Below are 18,411 nucleotides of genomic sequence, written 5' to 3'. Positions count from 1 at the left end.
ATCGCTTTTCCGGTTCCACTCATTCGCATATTGGGCTGTCGCTCACTCTGCCGTTTTAGCCCTTTACCGATGGAGTCCCAAGATGAAGAAACTCGTGCTGCTTGGCGCCCTGGCACTGTCCGTGCTGTCTCTGCCAACCTTCGCCGATGAAAAGCCTCTGAAAATTGGCATCGAAGCGGCTTACCCTCCGTTCGCCTCCAAAGCGCCGGACGGCAGCATCGTTGGTTTCGACTACGACATCGGCAACGCCCTGTGCGAACAGATGCAGGTCAAGTGCGTGTGGGTCGAGCAAGAGTTCGACGGTCTGATCCCGGCACTTAAAGTGCGCAAGATCGACGCGATCCTGTCGTCCATGTCGATCACTGAAGACCGCAAGAAATCCGTGGACTTCACCAACAAGTACTACAACACCCCGGCTCGCCTTGTCATGAAAGCCGGTACTCCGGTCAGCGACAGCCTGGCTGAGCTCAAGGGCAAGAACATCGGCGTGCAACGTGGTTCGATCCACGAGCGTTTCGCTCGCGAAGTCCTGGCCCCGCTGGGTGCCGAGATCAAGCCTTACGGTTCGCAGAACGAAATCTACCTCGACGTGGCCGCTGGCCGTCTCGACGGCACCGTGGCAGACGCTACGCTGCTGGATGACGGTTTCCTGAAAACCGACGCCGGCAAAGGTTTCGCCTTCGTTGGCCCGGCCTTCACCGACGTCAAATACTTCGGCGACGGCGTGGGTATCGCGGTTCGCAAAGGCGACGCGTTGAAAGACAAGATCAACACCGCGATCGCTGCCATTCGCGAGAACGGCAAGTACAAGCAAATCCAGGACAAATACTTCGCCTTCGATATCTACGGCAAGTAAGACGTCCAAGCGACAAGTCCGAAATGGCGCAAGCAACAGGATCTCTGAGGTTTGCGCCATTTTTTCATCCCAACATTCGAGGACCTGAATCATGTTGAAAGGCTACGGGGCTGTCATCCTCGATGGCGCATGGCTGACGCTTCAGCTCGCCTTGTCGTCCATGGCCCTGGCCATCGTTCTGGGTCTGATCGGCGTTGCATTGCGTCTGTCACCGGTTCGCTGGCTGGCATGGCTGGGCGATCTGTACTCCACGGTGATCCGCGGTATTCCCGATCTGGTGCTGATCCTGCTGATTTTCTACGGCGGCCAGGATTTGCTTAACCGTGTCGCACCGATGCTTGGCTTTAACGATTACATCGACCTGAACCCGTTGGCCGCCGGTATCGGCACCCTGGGCTTCATCTTCGGTGCGTACCTGTCGGAAACCTTCCGTGGCGCCTTCATGGCGATCCCCAAAGGTCAGGCAGAAGCCGGCATGGCGTACGGCATGAGCAGTTTTCAGGTGTTCTTCCGGGTCTTGGTGCCACAGATGATTCGTCTGGCGATCCCGGGCTTCACCAACAACTGGCTGGTATTGACCAAGGCGACTGCGCTGATTTCGGTGGTCGGTCTGCAAGACATGATGTTCAAGGCCAAGCAGGCGGCAGATGCCACCCGCGAGCCTTTCACCTTCTTCCTCGCAGTGGCGGCGATGTACCTGGTGATCACCAGCGTCTCGTTGCTGGCATTGCGTCACCTTGAGAAGCGCTACTCGGTAGGCGTAAGGGCGGCTGATCTATGATCTTCGACTACAACGTCATTTGGGAGGCCTTGCCGCTGTACTTCGGCGGCCTGGTGACCACCCTCAAATTGCTCGCGCTATCGCTGTTTTTCGGCCTGCTGTGCGCCTTGCCGCTCGGCTTGATGCGCGTGTCCAAGCAGCCGATCGTCAACATGACGGCCTGGCTCTACACCTACGTGATCCGCGGCACCCCGATGCTGGTGCAGTTGTTCCTGATCTACTACGGTCTGGCGCAATTCGAAGCGGTACGTGAAAGCTTCCTGTGGCCGTGGCTGTCCAGCGCAACGTTCTGTGCGTGCCTGGCGTTCGCGATCAACACCAGTGCCTACACCGCTGAAATCATCGCCGGCAGCCTGCGCGCCACGCCGAACGGTGAGATCGAAGCGGCCAAGGCGATGGGCATGTCGCGCTACAAAATGTACAAGCGCATCCTGCTGCCGTCGGCCCTGCGCCGGGCGCTGCCGCAGTACAGCAACGAAGTGATCATGATGCTGCAGACTACCAGTCTGGCGTCCATCGTGACCCTGATCGACATCACCGGTGCCGCGCGCACGGTCAACGCCCAGTTCTACTTGCCGTTCGAAGCCTACATCACGGCCGGTGTGTTCTACCTGTGCCTGACCTTCATTCTGGTCAAACTGTTCAAACTGGCCGAGCGCCGCTGGCTGGGCTATCTGGCCCCGCGGAAGCACTGATATGGAACGCATCGATCATTCATTGCCGTGGAGCCACCTGGGCAGCGAACGCCAGATTTCGGTGTTCCGCTTCGGTACCGGCGAGCGCAAGGCCTACATTCAGGCCAGCTTGCACGCCGATGAGCTGCCGGGGATGCGCACGGCCTGGGAGCTGAAAAAGCGCCTGACCGAACTCGAAGCCCAAGGCTTGCTCAACGGTGTGATCGAACTGGTGCCAGTGGCCAACCCACTGGGCCTCGGTCAGCTGTTGCAAGGCAATCATCAAGGGCGTTTCGAAGCGGGCAGCGGCAAGAACTTCAACCGCGATTTCGTCGAGCTGAGTGCGCCAGTGGCCGCTGCGCTCGACGGGCATCTGGGTGATGATCCGCACGCCAACATCCGCATGATTCGCCAGGCCATGAGCGATGCGCTCGACGCCTTGCCGCCGGCCGCGAGCCAGTTGCAAGGCATGCAGCGCATCTTGCTCAGCCACGCGTGCACCGCCGATGTGGTGCTGGATCTGCATTGCGATGCCGAGGCGGCGCTGCACATGTATGCCTTGCCGCAGCACTGGCCGCAATGGCGTTCCCTTGCCGCGCACCTGGACGTGAAAGTGGGGCTGCTGGCGGAAGATTCCGGTGGCAGTTCCTTCGATGAAGCCTGCTCGCTGCCGTGGTTGCGCCTGTCGCGTCAGTTTCCCGATGCGCAAATCCCGCTGGCTTGCCTGGCAACTACCATTGAATTGGGTGGTCAGGCCGACACTGGCCGCGCTGAAGCCTGTGCTTATGCCGAAGGCATTCTGGCGTTCCTCGCCGAGCAAGGGCTGATCAGCGGCGAATGGCCAAAACCTGCGCAGGAAGCGTGCGAAGGCCTGCCGTTCGAAGGCACTGAATTGCTGTTTGCACCGCACCCGGGTGTGGTGAGTTTCCTGCGTAAACCCGGTGAATGGATTGAAGCCGGCGACGAGATTTTCGAAGTGATCGATCCGTTAGCGGATCGGGTCAGCACGGTGTGTGCTGGTACGTCCGGGGTGCTGTTTGCCATTGAACGGCTGCGTTATGCCCAACCCGGTTTCTGGCTGGCCAAGGTGGCGGGGCGCGAAGCGCTGCGTCACGGGCGCTTGCTCAACGACTGACTGACTGTTTTTGTGAGAACCGACCGCATGTACAAACTTGAAGTCCAAGACCTGCATAAACGCTATGGCAGTCACGAAGTGCTCAAGGGCGTGTCCCTGAAAGCGGCGGCTGGCGATGTGATCAGCATCATCGGCTCCAGTGGCTCCGGCAAAAGTACCTTCCTGCGCTGCATCAACCTGCTGGAGCAGCCGCACGCGGGCAAGATTCTGCTCAACAACGAAGAGCTGAAACTGGTCGCCAACAAGGACGGCGCCCTGAAGGCCGCCGACCCGAAACAGCTGCAACGCATGCGTTCGCGTCTGTCGATGGTGTTCCAGCATTTCAACCTGTGGTCGCACATGACCGCGTTGGAAAACATCATGGAAGCGCCGGTTCACGTGCTTGGCATGTCCAAGGCTGAAGCCCGTGAAAAGGCCGAGCACTACTTGAACAAGGTGGGCGTGGGCCACCGCAAGGACGCCTATCCGGGCCATATGTCCGGCGGCGAGCAGCAGCGCGTGGCGATTGCCCGTGCGCTGGCGATGGAACCTGAGGTGATGCTGTTCGACGAACCGACTTCCGCCCTCGACCCGGAACTGGTCGGCGATGTGTTGAAGGTGATGCAGGCCCTGGCGCAAGAAGGCCGGACCATGGTGGTGGTCACGCACGAAATGGGTTTTGCCCGTGAAGTGTCGAACCAGCTGGTGTTCCTGCACAAAGGTGTCGTTGAGGAAAGCGGCAACCCGCGTGAGGTGCTGGTCAATCCACAGTCCGAACGCCTGCAGCAATTCCTCTCGGGTAGCCTGAAGTAAACCGAACTCCCGTTGCGCACCGGGATAGTGCATGCTTCGCAACCTAAAGGCTGGCCCCTATCCCCTGTGGGAGCGGGCTTGCTCGCGAAAGCGGTGGTTCAGTCAACATCGTTGTTATCTGAACCACCGCTTTCGCGAGCAAGCCCGCTCCCACAATGGATCTGTGTTGGTTTCGAGATATGCGTTCATTTACGGGCTAGCATTGGCCCATGCCTTCATCACTGTTTCGTTTCGGATTGCCCGCCATGACTGCCCATCGAATTGGTTTCCTGATTTGGCCCAGCACTAAAGCACTGACGCTTGCGCTGGCTGAGGAGGCCTTGCGTGTTGCCCAGCGTGTGCATCCGGACGTTGTCTACGAACTGTCGTTTTTACAGGCCGAACCGCCGACCGAAGGCGCCTGGCAATTGCCGGGTGAGCCGTGGGCCGGCAAGCTCGAAAATTTCCAGAAACTGTTTTTGCTCGCCGATGAGCCGCCGACCACTCTCGCGCCGGCGCTCAGCAGTTCGTTGAAGCAGTTGGTGCGAGCCGGTTGTGTGATTGGTGGTTTGTCGGCCGGTGTCTACCCATTGGCTCAACTGGGTTTGCTCGATGGCTACCGCGCCGCCGTGCATTGGCGCTGGCAAGACGATTTCGCCGAACGTTTCCCGAAAGTCATCGCCACCAGTCATCTGTTCGACTGGGATCGTGATCGCCTGACCGCGTGCGGTGGCTTGTCGGTTCTCGACTTGCTGCTGGCGGTGTTGGCCCGTGATCACGGTGCTGAGCTGGCCGGTGCGGTCTCCGAAGAACTGGTGGTCGAGCGCATCCGCGAAGGCGGCGAGCGCCAACGCATTCCGCTGCAGAACCGCCTCGGTTCCAGCCATCCGAAGCTCACGCAAGCCGTGTTGCTGATGGAAGCCAACATCGAAGAGCCGCTGACCACCGACGAAATCGCCCAGCACGTGTGCGTATCCCGTCGGCAGTTGGAACGGATTTTCAAGCAATACCTCAATCGCGTGCCGAGCCAGTACTACCTGGAACTGCGCCTGAACAAGGCCCGGCAGATGTTGATGCAAACCAGCAAGTCGATCATCCAGATCGGCCTGTCGTGTGGCTTCTCGTCGGGGCCGCATTTCTCCAGCGCCTACCGCAACTTCTTCGGTGCCACGCCGCGAGAAGATCGCAACCAGCGGCGCAGCAGTAGCCCGTTCGAGTTGTCATCGGTGCCATCGGAACGAGGCTGACGGCGAATTTATTCGTCTACTTCGGACCCTTCCGTGGACGACATTTGCATCTCGCCTCGATTGATCACCTCTTCCACGCCGAAATCCATGCCCGTCTTTTCGAAGTAGCTGATCATCCGCAGCAGCGCTTCTTCAGCAAACGGATTGCCCCGTAAGTTTATGGTTTCCGCTACTTCCAACGGCAATTCCATAAACTCGCTCGGGATGTCGGCGATTGCGTTGTCGCTCAAATCTGCCCAGTCGAGCAGCGTTAGCGAAAACAGGCCCTCGGGTATGGTCGTAATACCGGTTCTCGAGAGTAGAACGGTCGCAAGCTCTGTCATTTGGCTCAAGTCAGGTGTGCGCGCCAGCGGGTTCAGGCTCAAGTCGAGATAATCGAGCTGTTCCATTCCGGCCAATGCGTTAACCGAGTTGGCAGACAGACTGACGCGACAGTCGGGCAGTGACAGTGAGCGCAATTGACCCATCTTGAATACCGCTTCGGGAATGTCGGCGATGTCGAAGTCACGCAGCCTCAAGCTTTTCAGATTGGGGAAGGACTCCAGGAAACGCCCGACCCGAGTCACGCCATCAGCGCTTCGCAGCTCCAGTGCGGACACATGACTGAAGTCGGCGCTGAGTGGCGGAAGTTCTCCATGGATGGGCTGATCGAAGACAAACTCATACGTTGGCTCAAGCGAATCATTGAAGTCATCCAGTTCGGACTCTTGCCGCCAGCACCGCTCCAGCACTCTCGCGAATTCGTCGCGGTTGGCATGTTCGGCAAACAACTGGAAAGCATTGAACGGTTCGCCGGTCAGCGGGTGCAGGGGCGGCAAGTCAGCGGTCCAGGCTGCCAGATCATTGTTTAGCCGAGCGAGCTCCGTTTCCAGACGGGTCAGCTCTATGCGGCCATCTTCCAGCGTGCCCGGCAAATCGTAGACAAACTCGCTGGCCTGTTCGATCTCCCGGGTCGGGTAGAGCGCCCTGACGCGCTGGATATCGGCGTCCGGGGCATTGACGCCCACATCGAAGGTGGTTTCCAGGTAATGAAGTTTGATGAGTTGTCGTGCCCTGTCGGTCAGCGGGTTTGATGACAGGTGCACACCGCGTTTGTCGTACAGCGCGCTGTCGAAAAAACCGGGCGGCAGTTCGGTGATGCCGTTGTTCATTAACAGGAGGGTGTCGAGTTTCGGGTGGCGCAGTGCGCTGCCGGGGATGTCGATCAAGCCTGTTTCGCTCAGGTCCAGGTGCACCAGTTCTGGAAACGAGTCGATGTTGGGAACCGTATCGAAAGGATTTCGGTGCAGGTCCAGCATCACCATTTTTTTCAGGGGGGACAGTTTTGACCAGGCGAGGGCGTCAAACCTGATGGCGCAATCGTTGAGCACCAATGCGTCGAGGTTGGCCATTTTGGGGATGGCGTCGGGCAGGGTGGTCAGGGTGAAACGGCGCAAATCGAGGCGACGCAGATGAGTGAAACGCTGCAGGAAATTGTGAATTCCTTGTTCCGCACGACGGCCCTCAAGCGACAGCAGTGAGACGTGGCTGAAGTCGGCCGTCAGTGTTGGCAGATCGCCCAGGATCGGTTCATTGAACCGCAATGCGTAGCGGGGGCCGATGCCTGGTGCGTCCAGGTCCGGTTCCGATTGGCGACGCCAGCTGCGCTGGATTTCCTGGGCCAGCAATTGACGATTTTGCAGTTCGACCTGCCGTTCCAGGTCCGTCAGCGCAAGCCTGGTTTCGGGGTGGATGGTGGGCGCGTCGTTAATCCATTGGTGCAGGTCTTGATGCAGTCGGGCAAGTTCGCGGCTCAGGCGGGACAGCTCGACGCGAGCGCCATCGGGATGTTGCTGCAAGCGAGTGACCAGCGTCTGCAGTTCCTGTGGAGCAAGGTCGGGATAGACCTCGCGCACCCTGTCATCGAGCGAGGGCGAATTGGGGTCAACGCGACCGTAACCATCAGCCCCGCCCGGCAGGCGCATGGTCGTCGGGTCGTAGTAAGGTTTTCGCTGCGGATGTTTCGCAAACACGCTCCGTAGAGCCGGTTGGTTCTGTGCGTGCTCGGCGATGTGCTGTTTGAAAGCCAAGCCGTCTTCAAGGGAAAAGCCCAGCGTAGTGCGCCCGGAATCCGGCAGTGCCTGAAGAATGGCCTGATAAAAATCGACGGGCACATCAGAGACTTCATGGACCTGGTAACTGCCGTCATCTGCGTGCACCAGCGTTCTGACGAGGGTGGCGTTTTCCTGGCCGATGCTGTCGCGCAAGGTCCCTTCAGAGGAATATTCCCTGACCTCGATGCGCAGCCCGAGCGGCCAGCCGGGTAACGACTCGAGGCTATGCAACGCCAGTCGATGGGTGTCCGTTGTGTCCATGCCCTCTAGATAAAATCCCTCAAACGCCCGGGCGCCGCGCACCGCCTCCATGGCTTTCACCGCCACATCCTTGAGGCGCTGCGGCACACGACCATTCTCCAGTTGCATCAGCTCGGTGCCGGTTGTGTTGCTCACCAGTTCTTGTGCGATGTCTGTCGGCAAACCTTGAGCGCTTCCTTGCACCAGTTGAACGTGTGGGTCGTCGGTTTTTTCAAGCTCACGGTAGCGCGATTCGAACAACGATTTGCGCTGGTTGAGGGCCTGGTAAAGATCGGGGGGATCGCCAAGGGGCTGCTCGACGATGGCCTGAATCTCGCGGTCGATTTTGAAGCGCTTGATGGTGTCGGTCAGTAGCGAAGGCGGGCGTTGGTTCTCGACATGCGTCTCGCGCAGCACATTGTCGTGGAAGCCGCTGATCTGCAGGATCTGTTCGCGCTCGGTATTGCTGAGCGACTCGACGCTGTGGCCGAGGCGCCGCATAACGGTTTCCCGGTCCCATGCCAGAGGTTGCTCCAGAGTGGTCTGCCAGGCGCCATGCCGGTTGTGCCGCAGGGGCGGTTGATAGGCGTCGGGTCGGTGCGGATGCTCAATCTGAAACTGCGCTGTTTCACTGTCCGGCTTGACGCTATAGAGCTTGCCCTCAAGGTGCAGCAACGTCTTGCCCTGATGCTGATACAAACCCAGGTGATCGGGTGTGGCGGCAGTGGGCAAGTCGACGGATTGTTCGTACGGTGTCAGGTCCGGCTTCCAGTATCGGGTGTTGCCTGCCGGAGTAGCGACCGCTTTGAGTGGCGAAAGCAGCGCCACGGTTTCGCTGGACAGCAGACGGCTGAATGCACCCGCCGCCATGGCGCCGCCGACTGCGAATGTCCCCACCTCAACCACGGTTTCGACGAGCGTCATCAGTTGTTCGAAGGCTGCTGTTTTCAGACCTTCGGCCCAATCGATGATGCCTTCAAATGTTTCGTCGAGTACCTGATAAGCCATATAGGAAAGCATCACCTCTCCCAGGAAAGGCACAAAAGGCAATGCAACGAACGATGCCACTTCAAGAATCGATTTGGCGATACGGCTGAAGGCGTCCCACGCCGCCCATCGTGCGTTTTGGTCGGCACGAGCGGTCGAGACCGCGAGGGTGCGTGCGTCGTTAAGGATTTTGTTCAGTTGTTGCTGATAGAGGTGAATCCACAGGCAGCTGTTGATCGGGCTCAGCGAAAACTGCAGGTTCGGCTTGTCGACGGGCGTGTCGCGCCAGCTTGGCCGTGGGTCGCCGCGAGTGTGCTCATGCCAGGTCACGCCGCTAAGTCGGCGGTTGAGGTCGGCGAAAAATTCACCTCGTTGCCCATGATCGACAAATCGGCTGAAGAAGGTCTGGTAGGCGGGGGAGCGCAGTTTGCGGGTCAGGTCCGCCATGAACGACAAGGTGTCGGGGTACTGTTTGAGCGGATGTTCCGGGTCGTCGGGAATGTAGACGACGATTCGCGATGCTTGCGATTTGAGATCGAGTCGCGGGGCAAAAATGACGATTCCGGTCAGCACCGAGGACATCACTTTCAGGTCATTGGCGTGTAGCCGCCAGTTGCCCAGCATCACGTTTTTTTGGCCCTCGACGATGGCGAGAATCGAACGATACGCATCGGCCGGCAGGTCTTCGCGAACGTGAGCCAATTGCAGCGCGGAGCGAAGGGCCGCTTTGTGCGTCGCGATGACACTCGACTTCAATACCGCGCCGGCCACGGGGTTGGTAAACCCCAGGTTGTCTTTGAGGTGCGCTTCGTACTGAGCGCCGATATCCAGCTCCCTGCACAACCGGGTGAAGTCCTGAATGGACAGTCGGGGTTTGATCGTCGGCAACGTATCGAATTGCCCGGTGGACGAAGGTTTGGTGATGAACGTCGAGACGGATTCATAAGCATCCGACGCAGTCTCCGAGTCCTCGAAATTGTGCAGCGCCGCATCGAGCAGTGAAACCGTCCAGGTGCGGGCAGCACCAGTCTTGATCGCGAACCATGGCGTGGTTTGCGGGATGTACAGGCGCAGGAAGGTTGTCTCGACGTCCAGCTCCAGGCCGAAGCGACTCTTTAATGCATCACTCAGGAGGGGTTTGGCGAAGTCTCGGGCGTTTTGCAGCTTATCCAGCATCGACTCCAGCTTGTTGCGCTGAGTCCAGTGTTGCGCGCTGGTGGCTTTCAATGACAGCAACTGTTCGCGGGTGGCGGTGGTGTGCCATTCGGGCACTGCCACTGAAGCGCTTTTCAGTGCGCCTCGCGTTGCCGGTGATGCTTTCAAGACCCAGTCGGGCAGATTGTTGAACGCATGTTGGAAATGCGCGTCTGGTTGAGCCATTGGCTCCGGTTCTTGCTGATTCATGCGCTATTCCCTTAGCGGCTGGATGGACGCCAAGCAAAACAAACGATGAAGCACCGTGTGCGGTACATATTTACCGCACCGGTCGACAAGCCTGCCTATAACCTGTGCCGGCGGTTTAAACTGCGCCTTTGCGACCCTATATGTCGCATTGCCGTAAACCCGGGAAAAACCGGGGTTTGCGCTATAAGAAGTTGTCGCTTGGCGGCAAGGCCGGGCTGAAAACTGTCCTTACAATCCTCACCAAGCTCGCCAGTTCCCGGCGAGTGTTCCTCATCAGGAGACTCCGATGTCCGTTGAGCACGCTGCGGTAGAACGCGCCGATTTTGACCAGGTAATGGTTCCCAACTATGCGCCTGCCGCATTCATCCCTGTGCGTGGCGCCGGTTCCCGCGTTTGGGACCAGTCCGGCCGCGAGCTGATCGACTTCGCAGGCGGGATTGCCGTCAACGTATTGGGTCATGCGCATCCCGTGCTGGTCAGTGCCTTGACCGAACAGGCGAACAAGCTGTGGCACGTGTCCAACGTGTTCACCAATGAGCCGGCCTTGCGCCTGGCACACAAGCTGGTCAACGCCACTTTTGCCGAGCGTGCATTCTTCTGCAACTCCGGCGCCGAAGCCAACGAGGCCGCCTTCAAGCTGGCCCGTCGCGTCGGTTTCGATCGGTTCGGCAGCGAGAAGTACGAAATCATCGCCGCACTCAACAGCTTCCACGGTCGTACCCTGTTCACCGTGAACGTCGGTGGCCAGTCGAAGTATTCCGATGGCTTCGGTCCGAAGATCACCGGCATCACTCACGTGCCGTTCAACGATCTGGCTGCTTTGAAAGCCGCTATTTCCGACAAGACCTGCGCCGTTGTCCTGGAACCGATCCAGGGCGAGAGCGGTGTCATCCCGGCCGAACTCGAATACCTGCAAGGTGCCCGCGATCTGTGCACCGCGCACAACGCACTGCTGATTTTCGACGAAGTGCAGACCGGCATGGGCCGCACGGGTCACCTGTTCGCCTATCAACATTACGGCGTGATCCCGGACATCCTGACCAGCGCCAAGAGCCTGGGCGGCGGTTTCCCGATCGCGGCAATGCTGACCACCGAAGACCTGGCCAAACACCTGGTCGTCGGCACCCACGGCACCACTTACGGCGGCAACCCGCTGGCGTGCGCTGTTGCTGAAGCGGTGATCGACGTGGTCAACACCCCTGAAGTGCTGGCTGGCGTCAAAGCCAAGCACAACAAGTTCAAGGCTCGCCTGGAGCAGATCGGCGAGAAGTACGGCCTGTTCACCAAGGTTCGCGGCATGGGCCTGTTGATCGGTTGCGTGCTGAGCGATGCCTGGAAAGGCAAGGCGAAGGACATTTTCAACGCCGCCGAACGTGAAGGCCTGATGATTCTGCAAGCTGGCCCGGACGTGGTGCGTTTCGCGCCAAGCCTGGTGGTTGAAGACGCGGATATCGATGAAGGTCTGGACCGCTTCGAACGCGCTGCCGCCAAACTGACGCAAGCCTGATAGACCCTTCGACGCCTGACCATTCAGGCGTCGATCCAAATTTTTTATGCCGGACCGGATCAAATGTGGGAGCGGGCTTGCTCGCGAAAGCGGTGGGTCAGACAGCGATAATGTCGACTGATGCACCGCTTTCGCGAGCAAGCCCGCTCCCACGTTAGTCCAAGTGCTTGCAATGACTGCCGGTTATTTTTCCTAAAAGAGTTTTTCGAGAAAAGGAGTGACACCATGCTGGTGATGCGCCCCGCGCAAATGGCTGATCTGGGCGAGGTACAGCGTCTGGCTGCGGACAGCCCGATTGGTGTCACTTCCTTGCCGGATGACGTTGAACGCCTGAGCGACAAGATCGCAGCAAGCGAAGCCTCGTTTGCCGCCGAAGTCAGCTTCAACGGCGAAGAGAGCTACTTCTTCGTGCTTGAAGACACGGCCACCGGCAAACTGGTCGGCTGCTCGGCGATCGTAGCCTCGGCCGGTTATTCCGAGCCGTTCTACAGCTTTCGAAATGAAACCTTCGTGCACGCTTCCCGCGAGCTGAAGATTCATAACAAGATTCACGTGCTTTCCCAGTGCCACGACCTGACCGGCAACAGCTTGCTGACCAGTTTCTACGTGCAGCGCGAGTTGGTCGGGTCGCCTTGGGCGGAACTCAACTCCCGTGGTCGTCTGCTGTTCGTGGCCAGCCATCCGGAGCGTTTTGCCGATTCCGTGGTGACCGAGATCGTCGGCTACAGCGATGAGAATGGCGACTCGCCGTTCTGGGATGCCATCGGCCGCAACTTCTTTGACCTCAACTACGCTGAAGCCGAGCGCCTGTGCGGCCTGAAGAGCCGGACGTTTTTGGCCGAGCTGATGCCGCATTACCCGATTTACGTGCCGCTGCTGCCGGACTCCGCTCAAGAAGCGATGGGCCAGGTGCACCCTCGTGCGCAAATCACCTTCGACATCCTGATGCGCGAAGGCTTCGAGACCGATCACTACATTGACATTTTCGACGGCGGCCCAACCTTGCACGCCCGTGTTTCGGGGATTCGTTCCATCGCCCAGAGCCGCGTGGTGCCAGTGAAAATCGGTGAGGCGGTCAAAGGTGTCGGTCGTCAGTATCTGGTGGCCAATGCCCAGTTGCAGGATTACCGCGCCGTGTTGCTTGAGCTCGATTACGCGCCAGGCAAACCCGTGACTCTGGATCTGGAAGCGGCCGAAGCCCTGGGCGTCGGTGAAGGTGCGAGCGTGCGCCTGGTGGCGGTTTAACGCCTGCTGCTATGCCTGGAAAGAATGCCTAGTAAGCAACAGTGTTTCGCGGGTGGCGCAAGCGGCCCGTCTGAGGAGATAGCATGATCGTTCGTCCCGTACGCAGCAGCGATTTACCCGCTCTGATCGACCTGGCCCGCAGCACCGGCACCGGCCTGACTACGTTGCCGGCCAATGAAGAGCGTCTGGCCCACCGGGTTGGCTGGGCCGAGAAGACCTTTCGCGGCGAAGCCGGGCGGGCCGATGCGGACTACCTGTTCGTACTCGAAGACGATAACGGGCGCGTGGTCGGCATTTCCGCCATCGCCGGCGCTGTCGGCCTGCGTGAGCCCTGGTACAACTTCCGCGTTGGCCTCACGGTCAGTGCCTCGCAAGAGCTGAATATCTACCGCGAGATACCGACGCTGTTCCTGGCCAACGACCTGACCGGCAACTCGGAATTGTGCTCGCTGTTCCTGCACGCCGATTACCGCACGGGCCTCAATGGCCGCATGCTGGCCAAGGCGCGGATGCTGTTCATCGCCGAGTTCCCGCAACTGTTCGGCAACAAGATCATCGCCGAAATGCGCGGTGTGTCCGACGAAGCAGGGCGCTCGCCGTTCTGGGAAAGCCTGGGCCGTCACTTCTTCAAAATGGAATTCAGCCAGGCCGATTACCTGACCGGCGTGGGCAACAAGGCGTTCATCGCCGAACTGATGCCCAAATTCCCGCTGTACACCTGCTTCCTGTCGCCGGACGCGCGCAATGTCATCGGTCAGGTCCACCCGGACACCGAGCCGGCCCTGGCGATGCTCAAGAGCGAAGGTTTCAGCTATCAAGGCTACGTCGACATCTTCGACGCCGGCCCTGCGGTCGAGTGCGAAACCGGCAAGATCCGCGCGGTTCGCGACAGCCAGGCACTGGTGTTGGCCATCGGCACGCCGGGTGACGACGCGACGCCTTTCCTGATTCACAACCGCAAGCGCGAAGACTGCCGGATGACCGCCGCGCCAGCACGTCTCGCCGCCGGTACGTTGGTGGTCGATCCACTGACCGCCAAACGTCTTCAACTCAATGCCGGCGATCAAGTGCGCGCCGTTGCGTTGTCTGCTGCTCGGGAGTCGAAATAATGAATTCGCTATACATCGCAGGTGAATGGCTGGCCGGTCAGGGCGAAGCCTTTCAATCGCTGAACCCGGTCACCCAACAAGTGCTGTGGGCCGGCGAGGGCGCAACCGCTGCTCAGGTGGAATCGGCCGTGCAAGCCGCGCGTCAGGCGTTCCCGGGCTGGGCCCGTCGTACCCTGGACGAACGCATTGCCGTGCTTGAGGCCTTTGCCGCGGCACTGAAAAATAACGCTGACGAACTGGCGCGCTGCATTGGCGAAGAAACCGGTAAACCGCTGTGGGAATCGGCAACTGAAGTGACCAGCATGGTCAACAAGATTGCGATCTCGGTGCAAAGCTACCGCGAGCGTACTGGCGAGAAGAGCGGCCCGTTGGGCGACGCCACCGCTGTGTTGCGCCACAAGCCGCACGGCGTGGTCGCGGTGTTTGGTCCTTACAACTTCCCGGGCCATTTGCCGAACGGTCATATCGTTCCGGCGCTGCTGGCCGGTAACAGCGTGCTGTTCAAACCGAGCGAGCTGACCCCGAAAGTCGCCGAGCTGACGGTCAAGTGCTGGATCGAGGCGGGCCTGCCGGCTGGCGTGCTGAACCTGCTGCAAGGCGCTCGCGAAACCGGTATCGCCCTGGCGGCGAACCCGGGCATCGACGGTTTGTTCTTCACCGGGTCGAGCCGTACCGGCAACCATCTGCACCAGCAATTTGCCGGTCGTCCGGACAAGATCCTCGCGCTGGAAATGGGCGGAAACAACCCGCTGGTGGTCGATCAAGTGGCAGACCTTGATGCCGCCGTTTACACCATCATTCAGTCGGCCTTCATCTCTGCTGGCCAGCGTTGCACCTGTGCGCGCCGCTTGCTGGTGCCGCAAGGTGCCTGGGGTGATTCGTTGCTGGAACGCCTGGTGGAGGTCAGTTCGACCATTGAAGTCGGGGCTTTCGACAAGCAACCGGCGCCATTCATGGGCTCGGTGATTTCCTTGGGCGCTGCCAAAGCCCTGATGGATGCGCAGGAACAGTTGATGGCCAATGGCGCCGTGGCGCTGCTGGAAATGACTCAGCCTCAGGCGCAAGCCGCGTTGCTGACCCCCGGCATCCTGGACGTGACGACCGTGGTCGATCGCCCTGATGAAGAGCTGTTCGGTCCATTGCTGCAAGTGATCCGCTACGCTGACTTTGAAGCGGCGATCGCAGAAGCCAACGACACCCAATATGGTCTGGCGGCCGGTTTGCTGTCCGATTCCGAAGCGCGTTATCAGCAGTTCTGGCTGGAAAGCCGCGCCGGTATCGTCAACTGGAACAAGCAACTGACCGGTGCAGCGAGCAGCGCGCCATTCGGCGGCATCGGCGCCTCGGGCAACCACCGCGCCAGCGCCTACTACGCTGCAGACTATTGCGCGTACCCGGTGGCATCGCTGGAAACCCCGAGCCTGGTGTTGCCTGCTGCTCTCACGCCAGGCGTGAAGATGGCGTAACGCCTATCGCCAGCAGGCTGGCTCCCACAGGTTCGTTGGTGTTCACACATTTTGTGTACTACCCGATCACTGTGGGAGCCAGCCTGCTGGCGAAGGCCGCGACCCGGTCGCACTGAACAGTTACTGAAGCCTATAACAACAGATTCTCGTGGAGCCTCGCTGATGAAATCCTATGAAGTCAATTTTGACGGTCTAGTGGGGCCGACCCATAACTACGGCGGCCTGTCCTACGGCAACGTCGCGTCCCAGAGCAACAGCCAGCAATCTTCGAACCCGAAGGAAGCTGCGCTGCAAGGCCTGGCGAAGATGAAAGCGCTGATGGAAATGGGCTTTCAGCAAGGCGTTCTGGCACCGCAAGAACGTCCTGACGTCGCTGCGCTGCGTCGCTTGGGTTTCAGCGGCACCGACGCACAAGTGATCGAGCAGGCAGCGAAAGACGCGATGCCGTTGCTGGTCGCCAGTTGCTCGGCGTCGAGCATGTGGGTAGCCAACGCCGCCACGGTCAGCCCGAGTGCCGACACGGCCGACGGTCGCGTGCATTTCACCGCTGCGAACCTCAATTGCAAATACCACCGCAGCATCGAACACCCGACGACCAGCCGAGTGCTGGGCGCCATGTTCGCTGACCAGAAGCATTTCGCTCACCACGCCGCATTGCCGGCCGTGGCGCAATTCGGTGATGAAGGCGCTGCCAACCACACGCGTTTCTGCCGTGAATACGGTGAAGCCGGCGTCGAATTCTTCGTGTTCGGTCGTAGCGCATTCGACACCCGTTACCCGGCGCCGCAGAAATACCCGGCGCGCCAGACCCTCGAAGCCTCGCAAGCGGTCGCCCGTCTGCACGGTCTGAGCGAGAGCGGTGTGGTCTACGCCCAGCAGAACCCTTCGGTGATCGATCAGGGCGTGTTCCACAACGACGTGATCGCGGTGGGTAATGGCGAGGTGCTGTTCTATCACGAGGACGCGTTCCTCGACACCGAACAGATGCTCGCTGAACTGCAAAGCAAACTGGCCAAGGTCGGCGGCAAATTCCAGTCAATCTGCGTGCCGCGTTCCGCGGTAACCGTCGAAGACGCCGTTCGTTCCTACCTGTTCAACAGCCAACTGCTGACGCGTCCTGATGGTTCGATGCTGTTGATCGTGCCGGAAGAGTGCCGTGGCAATGAGCGTGTCTGGCAATACCTGCAAAGTCTGACCAGCTCCGGTGGCCTGATTCGCGAAGTGAAGGTTTTTGACCTGAAACAAAGCATGCAAAACGGCGGTGGCCCGGCTTGCCTGCGCTTGCGCGTTGCTTTGAATGAAACCGAACTGGCGGCCGTCAATCCAGGGGTTATCATGACGGCACCGTTGTACGGCACCCTGACCGAATGGGTCGACAAGCACTACCGCGACCGCATGACCGAAAATGATCTTGCGGACCCGCAATTGCTGCTTGAATGCCGGACGGCACTGGATGAACTGACGCAAATCCTTAAACTGGGCGCGGTTTATCCATTCCAGATTAATTGAAAGTCGAGAGCGTAAAGACATGAGCGATACCCTGCAGCTGATCCTTGAAGACACCGACGGCACGCAACTGGAAACTTCCTGCACCCGCGTCGCGGTCATGTGGCAAGGCAAAGAGCTGTGGATCCAGCAAGATGGCCGTGGCCAGTTGCTGATCGGCGTGGACGTCGAAGAGGGTGATGCCGAATACGCTAACCTGCTGCTGCGCCCATTGGCGACTAATCTGGTAAGTCTGCAACTGGAAATGGAACCGGCTGAAGTCGGTGACGAAGACCATGTGCACGGCCCGGATTGCGCACACGACCACTAAGGAAACCGCTCTATGCTCGCCCTCGGCAAACTGCTTGAACTGACGCTCGCCGGCCGCGAACCGGCGGAGAAGACTCAACTGACTGTCGAAGGCGTACGCATGCGCTGGTTGAGCGAAGGTGCGCTGGAAGTCCGACCACCCGAAGCTCGCGACAATGGCCTGGACCTGCTGCTGTCAGCCGGTATCCATGGCAATGAAACAGCGCCGATCGAGTTGCTCGATCGCCTGTTGCACGACATTGCCCGCGGCGATATCAAGCCGCGCGCCCGTATTCTGTTCCTGTTCGGTAACCCTGAAGCCATTCGCAAAGGCGAGCGTTTCGTTGAGCAGGACGTCAATCGGCTGTTTAATGGCCGTCACGAACAAACCAGCGGTTCCGAAGCCCTGCGCGCGTGTGAACTGGAACGGTTGGCCGCGAGTTTCTTCAGCTTGCCGGACCGCAACCGTCTGCATTACGACCTGCACACGGCGATCCGTGGCTCGAAAATCGAGCAGTTCGCGCTGTATCCGTGGAAAGAAGGTCGCCAGCATTCACGCGTAGAGCTGGCTCGCCTGCGCGCCGCCGGCATGGAAGCGGTATTGCTGCAGAACAAACCGTCCATCGTCTTCAGCTCCTACACCTACGACAAGCTCGGTGCCGAGTCTTTTACCCTTGAGTTGGGCAAGGCGCGGCCGTTCGGGCAGAACGAAGGAGTTAACGTCTCGCTGCTGGAAAAGCGTCTGCAGCAGATTATCGAAGGCAACGAACCGCCGATGGCTGATGACGACCTCAATGGTTTGCAGCTGTTTAGCGTGGCCCGGGAAATCATCAAGCACAGCGATAGCTTCCGCTTGAACCTGCCAGCAGACATTGAGAATTTTTCGGAATTGGATGTGGGTTACGTGCTGGCCGAAGACATCGCCCAGACCCGCTGGATCATCGAAGAGCAGGGCGCGCGGATCATCTTCCCCAACCCCAAGGTCAAGAACGGCTTGCGTGCCGGCATCCTGATCGTGCCCACCACCGACGAAAACCTCGCCTGAATTCGCCGCAAACCAATGTGGGAGCTAGCCTGCTGGCGATAGCAATGTGTCAGTCAC

The 18,411-nt window shown here is 59.5% G+C and carries 14 protein-coding genes; 13 read left to right on the top strand and 1 reads right to left on the bottom strand.

Annotation, left to right across the window (positions count from 1 at the left end; all coding sequences use genetic code 11):
* Positions 1 to 82 precede the first annotated feature (82 nt).
* From HNR03_RS09560 to HNR03_RS09535, 6 genes are all read left to right on the top strand, one after another.
* A complete protein-coding gene (locus HNR03_RS09560) occupies positions 83 to 856 on the top strand; it encodes an ABC transporter substrate-binding protein (protein ID WP_090187130.1) in 774 nt (257 codons plus the stop codon).
* Positions 857 to 947: 91 nt separating this feature from the next.
* Positions 948 to 1,637, top strand: a complete 690-nt coding sequence (locus tag HNR03_RS09555; RefSeq protein ID WP_090187128.1) for an ABC transporter permease — start codon at positions 948 to 950, stop codon at positions 1,635 to 1,637.
* Positions 1,634 to 2,332, top strand: coding sequence for an ABC transporter permease (locus HNR03_RS09550; protein ID WP_259153017.1), 699 nt, complete (start codon positions 1,634 to 1,636; stop codon positions 2,330 to 2,332). The genes HNR03_RS09555 and HNR03_RS09550 overlap by 4 nt, the downstream gene beginning before the upstream one ends.
* A gap of 1 nt (position 2,333) precedes the next feature.
* The gene (locus tag HNR03_RS09545; RefSeq protein WP_222588083.1) at positions 2,334 to 3,446 is read left to right on the top strand and encodes a M14 family metallopeptidase; all 1,113 of its coding nucleotides are present in this window, start codon (positions 2,334 to 2,336) and stop codon (positions 3,444 to 3,446) included.
* A 27-nt stretch (positions 3,447 to 3,473) separates the two neighbouring features.
* Positions 3,474 to 4,238 (top strand): ABC transporter ATP-binding protein, encoded by a 765-nt coding sequence (locus HNR03_RS09540; protein ID WP_007943885.1) that lies wholly within the window; start codon positions 3,474 to 3,476, stop codon positions 4,236 to 4,238.
* A gap of 245 nt (positions 4,239 to 4,483) precedes the next feature.
* The gene (locus HNR03_RS09535) at positions 4,484 to 5,464 is read left to right on the top strand and encodes a GlxA family transcriptional regulator (protein ID WP_010457247.1); all 981 of its coding nucleotides are present in this window, start codon (positions 4,484 to 4,486) and stop codon (positions 5,462 to 5,464) included.
* Positions 5,465 to 5,472: 8 nt separating this feature from the next.
* On the opposite strand, the gene HNR03_RS09530 is transcribed toward HNR03_RS09535, so the two are convergent.
* Entirely contained in the window at positions 5,473 to 10,188 is a 4,716-nt protein-coding gene (locus HNR03_RS09530; RefSeq protein ID WP_259153016.1) for a dermonecrotic toxin domain-containing protein, read from the bottom strand.
* 286 nt (positions 10,189 to 10,474) lie between these two features.
* Here HNR03_RS09530 and HNR03_RS09525 point away from each other — a divergent pair, with 286 nt between their 5' ends.
* The 7 genes from HNR03_RS09525 to astE all read left to right on the top strand — a co-directional run bounded on the left by HNR03_RS09525 (position 10,475) and on the right by astE (position 18,354).
* Positions 10,475 to 11,695 carry an aspartate aminotransferase family protein gene (locus HNR03_RS09525; RefSeq protein ID WP_259153015.1) on the top strand — a complete coding sequence of 407 codons (1,221 nt, stop codon included), beginning with the start codon at positions 10,475 to 10,477 and terminating at the stop codon, positions 11,693 to 11,695.
* Between the two features lie 225 nt (positions 11,696 to 11,920).
* The gene (gene aruF / locus HNR03_RS09520) at positions 11,921 to 12,940 is read left to right on the top strand and encodes an arginine/ornithine succinyltransferase subunit alpha (RefSeq protein WP_090187112.1); all 1,020 of its coding nucleotides are present in this window, start codon (positions 11,921 to 11,923) and stop codon (positions 12,938 to 12,940) included.
* A gap of 83 nt (positions 12,941 to 13,023) precedes the next feature.
* Positions 13,024 to 14,049 carry an arginine N-succinyltransferase gene (gene astA, locus HNR03_RS09515; protein ID WP_259153014.1) on the top strand — a complete coding sequence of 342 codons (1,026 nt, stop codon included), beginning with the start codon at positions 13,024 to 13,026 and terminating at the stop codon, positions 14,047 to 14,049.
* The gene (gene astD / locus HNR03_RS09510; RefSeq protein WP_259153417.1) at positions 14,046 to 15,515 is read left to right on the top strand and encodes a succinylglutamate-semialdehyde dehydrogenase; all 1,470 of its coding nucleotides are present in this window, start codon (positions 14,046 to 14,048) and stop codon (positions 15,513 to 15,515) included. The genes astA and astD overlap by 4 nt, the downstream gene beginning before the upstream one ends.
* A gap of 162 nt (positions 15,516 to 15,677) precedes the next feature.
* Positions 15,678 to 17,024, top strand: a complete 1,347-nt coding sequence (gene astB, locus HNR03_RS09505; RefSeq protein ID WP_222588079.1) for an N-succinylarginine dihydrolase — start codon at positions 15,678 to 15,680, stop codon at positions 17,022 to 17,024.
* Between the two features lie 19 nt (positions 17,025 to 17,043).
* On the top strand, positions 17,044 to 17,331 hold the full coding sequence (locus HNR03_RS09500; RefSeq protein ID WP_033056735.1) for a hypothetical protein: 288 nt from the start codon (positions 17,044 to 17,046) through the stop codon (positions 17,329 to 17,331).
* 12 nt (positions 17,332 to 17,343) lie between these two features.
* Positions 17,344 to 18,354, top strand: a complete 1,011-nt coding sequence (gene astE / locus HNR03_RS09495; RefSeq protein ID WP_222588078.1) for a succinylglutamate desuccinylase — start codon at positions 17,344 to 17,346, stop codon at positions 18,352 to 18,354.
* The last annotated feature ends 57 nt before the right edge of the window (positions 18,355 to 18,411 follow it).

The organism is Pseudomonas sp. JAI111, from assembly GCF_024809425.1.
Taxonomy (GTDB): domain Bacteria; phylum Pseudomonadota; class Gammaproteobacteria; order Pseudomonadales; family Pseudomonadaceae; genus Aquipseudomonas.
This window is presented reverse-complemented; position numbering and strand designations above follow the sequence as displayed.